The organism is Shewanella sp. BJSY2023SW005 (assembly GCF_047314585.1).
Taxonomy (GTDB): domain Bacteria; phylum Pseudomonadota; class Gammaproteobacteria; order Enterobacterales; family Shewanellaceae; genus Shewanella; species Shewanella algae.
The window spans coordinates 1-1,057 of the sequence record NZ_JBKORJ010000004.1 but is presented as its reverse complement, the minus strand read 5'-3'; the positions used below and the strand labels follow the sequence as shown (position 1 = coordinate 1,057).

Here is a 1,057-nt window from a genome sequence, read left to right as displayed (position 1 = left end):
ATGAAGGCGGCCAGATCACCTATACCGCCACGGTCAATAATGCCCCCGAAACTGACTTGGTACTGACCCTGTCCAACGGCGCCAGCATCACCATTACGGCAGGTCAGACGTCCGGCACCGTGACCGTTGATGCACCGACTGATGATGTCTATCAGGACGGTGAAACCCTCACGGTCGGTATCACCGACGCCCAGGGCGGCAACTATGAAGAGCTGAACCTCGGCAATAGTGTCGATACTCAGGTCAATGACACCATAGATACCACCACGGTCACCCTGACCGCCCCGGCTGAAGTGAATGAAGGCGGCCAGATCACCTATACCGCCACGGTCAATAATGCACCTGAAACCGACCTGGTACTGACCCTGTCCAACGGCGCCAGCATCACCATTGCGGCAGGTCAGACGTCCGGCACCGTGACCGTTGATGCTCCCAGCGATGATGTATTTGTTGATGCGGAAACTCTGACCGTAGGTATAGATAGTGCACAAGGTGGTAATTTTGAAAACCTGGATACCAGTGACACAGCTTCCACACTGGTAAATGACACTACCGACACAGTTTTTGCCCAGATCAGCGTAGACAAAACCAGTGTCGCTGAAGGTGGTGAAATCACTTATACAGTGACTTTGGTCGATGCCAACGGTAACCCGGTAACCCTTCCTAGTGGTGCTTCGGTTACCCTTGCACTTGATTGGAGTGGTACAGCATCTGCGGCAGATGTTGATAATTTACCTCCAAGCGTGACCATTACCGGTGATAGCCAGCAAAGCTTTACGGTTAATACCATTAACGATGGTGTCTATGAAAATAGCGAAAATCTAAGCGTCGCCATTAGTGGTGTTACTGACGTCGATAATAGCCTTGAACAACTGGAGATAGGCAGCAACAACAGCGCCGACACTACCATTCTTGATGCCCAGGATGCGCCTGTGGTCGGCATCGTCGCCGAGCAAAGCAGTGTCACCGAGGGTGAGACCGCCGCCTTCACCGTCAGCATCGACCAGGTGGCCGACGAGGATGTGGTGGTCAACTTCACCTACTCCGGCGTGGCCGA

1 protein-coding gene is annotated in these 1,057 nt (G+C 53.5%); it reads left to right on the top strand.

Translation table 11 applies throughout. The features are described from left to right. A partial coding sequence (locus ACMHXI_RS00525; protein ID WP_413733707.1) for an immunoglobulin-like domain-containing protein occupies positions 1–1,057 on the top strand: 1,057 nt, incomplete at both ends.